Source organism: Candidatus Methylomirabilota bacterium (genome assembly GCA_035764725.1).
Classification (GTDB): domain Bacteria; phylum Methylomirabilota; class Methylomirabilia; order Rokubacteriales; family CSP1-6; genus DASRWT01.
Window position 1 is genome coordinate 1 of sequence record DASTYT010000107.1, and the last position, 3,189, is coordinate 3,189.

General features: G+C 69.6%; 2 protein-coding genes. One reads left to right on the forward strand and one right to left on the reverse strand.

From position 1 onward, the window contains the following. Positions 1 to 1,412 (forward strand): alkaline phosphatase family protein (locus tag VFX14_17565; protein HEU5191498.1); only part of this gene is annotated, 1,412 nt, incomplete at its 5' end. A 151-nt stretch (positions 1,413 to 1,563) separates the two neighbouring features. Here VFX14_17565 and VFX14_17570 read toward each other — a convergent pair. Then, positions 1,564 to 3,189, reverse strand: a 1,626-nt coding sequence (locus VFX14_17570; protein HEU5191499.1) for a tetratricopeptide repeat protein, incomplete at its 5' end; no start/stop codon positions are given.

Here is a 3,189-nt window from a genome sequence, read left to right on the forward strand (position 1 = left end):
CGGCCCGCAGCGCCGACCGCGATCGCGCGCTCGAGATGTTCGCGCGGGCCTACTATCCCGGCCGCAGCGGCCAGATCGCACTGGTGCCGAAGAAGGGCGGGTTCATCACGCGCCGCGGCACCGCGTTCATGCACGGCAGCCCGTGGGGCTATGACGTGCACATCCCGTTCCTCCTCTGGGGTCCCGGCCACGTCCGCAAGGGCGTGTTCAGCGCGCCGGTCGCGCAGCAGGACATGGCTCCGACGCTGGCTCGAATGCTCGGCGTCGTTCTCCCGGGCGCGACCGGGCGGCCCCAAGGTCAGGCTCTGGTCACCGGCGCGCGCCCTCCGCGAGTGATGCTGCTGATCGTGCTCGACGGCATGCGCGCGGACTACCTCGATCGGCGTGCGGCTGATCTGCCCGAGCTCACTCGCCTGAGACGCGAGGGCGCCTCCTTCGTTCAGGCGCGCGTGACGCACGCGCCCTCGATCACGACCGCGGGTCACGCGACGATCGCCACGGGGACCGACCCGCGCCGCCATGGCATCGTCACCAATACGATCTTCGACCGCACGTCCGGCAAGGAGGTCGAGCTCTTCCGGGGTCTGTCGCCGCGCAACCTGATGGCGTTGGCACTCGCCGACGTGTGGAACGTCGAGACGGACGGCCAGGCGATCATCGCCACCCAGGTCAGCATCGGCCGCGCGGGCAGTCTCGCCGGTCACGGCGCCTGTCTGCTCGGCGCGAGATCGACGCTCTATGCGGCCTACGACGCGGCGTCGGGTCATTGGCAGACCGACCCAGCTTGTTTCCGTCTGCCCGAGAGCCATGCCTCTCTCGACAGCCGGTCGGTGTGGGAGCGGGACGGTGGCACCTGGATGGGTCACGCGAGCGCCGATGCCGACGCGGTCCGGCGGACGGCGCCCTTCGCGACGTTCGAGGGCGACGCCGTGGTCGCGCTGCTGGAGCACGAGCCCATCGGCCAAGACGAGGTCACCGACCTCGTGTTCGTGAACCTGAAGGTCCCGGACTTCATCGGGCACGCGTACGGCCCAGACTCCGCGGAGCTGCGGGCCGGGCTGGCCGAGACCGACCGACAGATCGCCCGGGTCCTAGCCGTGCTCGATCGGAAGGCCGGGCGGGATTACGTGGTGGCGATCACCGCCGATCACGGCATGCCGTCCGAGCCGCCCGCCGACGGGCGCCACTACGCCGAGGACGTCGTCAAGCGCCTCCACGACCGCTTCGACCCGGAGGGCCGGCTGGTCACGCACTACGGCGCCGAGAACAGCCAGTTCTTCGTGGACCGACGCCGACTGGCGGAGCGCGGCCTGACCCTCGAGCAGCTCCGGGACGCCGTCCAGGCGCTGCCCTTCGTCTTCGCCGCGTTCACCGAGGATGAGGTGCGCGCGGCGGCTTCCCGGCTGGAATAGTCAGCGTCCGCGGTCCGTGAAGCGACCGAGCACGATGTCCTTAGAACACCGGCAGCAAGCCCTGCGTCGTCCAGGTGTGTCGCTGGTGAAGTAGGCTGATTCGGCAGCGTTCACGGCGCCTTGCAGTGTCCAGATAGAGAATGCCAAGACCTCAGTGGCGCCTGAACGGAGCCGCCTTTTCCGGCCGGCCCCAGGCGTCGTAGAGAGCGACGAGGCGGGCAGCGGTCGTCTTGGCTTCGCGCTGACCCACGAGGCCCGGCGTACGTTTCAAGACGTCATGGGCATGAAGCAACAGCGGCTCCGCCTCCGCGTTGCGCCCGCGTGCGAAGAGCGCCCCTCCCAGCAGGCTCTCGGCGAGGGCAATGCGCGAATCAGCCTCCGGCAGGGTTCGCCGGCGGGCCTCCAGTACGGGCCGAATCAGGGATTCGGCCCGCTCCGGCTGGCCCCCTTCCAGATGGACGCGCGCCAGGTTGAGGGTGAAATGGGCGACATACGGGTGATCGTTGCCGAGCGCGGCTCGGATGATCCGGATCGACTCCTCCATGACGGAAGCCGCCTCCTCGAACCTCTTCTGCTCTCGCAGGGGCCAAGCGAGGCTGTTGAGCTGCATTCCCACGGTATCGTGTCTGTCGCCGACCGTCTTGCGGCTCATGGCCACCGCCTCCCGAAACAACGACTCGGCTTCCGCGTATTCGCCTTTCTCGGCGATCACGAGTCCCAGGTTGCTGAGGGCTGCGGCCACGTTGGGATGCGCGTCTCCAAGCGCCTTGCGATTGATGGCGAGGGATTCCCGGAAGAACGTCTCCGCGGCCGCCATGTCGCCCCTATCCCGCGCGAGCAGGCCCAGGTCGCCCAGGTTCGTGGCGACTTCGCGGTGCTCCGGCCCCAAGACCTTCCTTCGAATCTCCAGGGCCTCCAGGAGGCGCGGCTCGGCACGATCGAGGAGCCCCTGGTGCACGTAGATACGGCCGAGCTCCGCCAGGCTTATGGCCGTGTCCTTGTGGTACGTGCCGAGCCGCCGGCGTCGGATGGCGAGCGACTCCTCAAGCAGGGGCGCGGCGGCGGCGGGGTCGCCTTGCGTGTCCAACAGCAAGCCCAGCTCGTTCAGGCCCTCCGCTACCTGTTCGTGCGCCGGCCCATGCGCCCGCCGTGCGACAGAAAGCGCCTCCTCCAGCAGCGGGCGAGCCGTATCGTAGGCGCCCATCCTGTAATAGGTGCGACCGATCACCATCAGCATCTCGGCGCGCAGCTCGGGCTCGTCGGCCAGCTCCTTTTCGGCGCGCCGGGCGCCGGCGTCGAGGACCTCCCGCACCGTCGGTTCTGTCGGAGGGCGGGTGGCAAAAGGGTCCGCACCGGTCAACAGGTCGGTGAGTAGCGCGCTCACCTTGGCCGCCTTGTCCGCGGCTCGCCGCGCCCGGTCGCGCTCCGCCCTCAGCCGCATGGTGTAGAAGCCGACAAGGGCGGCGAACAGCAGGATCATCGCCGCGGTCATCGCCAGCCCGGCACGGTTCCGTCGAACGAACTTCGCCGTGCGATAGGCCACCGTATCCGGCCGTGCGCCGATCGGCTCGTGGCGCAGGTAGCGCCGGATGTCCTCGGCCAGGGCGGTCACGGAGGCATAGCGCTCCTGCGGACGCTTCTTGAGCGCCTTGGCCACGATCGTGTCGAGATCCCCGCGGAGCCGCCGCCGCAGCCGGGCCGGGGTGCTCCGCCGCAGCGCCGCCGCTTCCCCTGAGTCTTCGCTCGCCGCCTCGCTCGCCAGAGGCGGCTCCTCCTG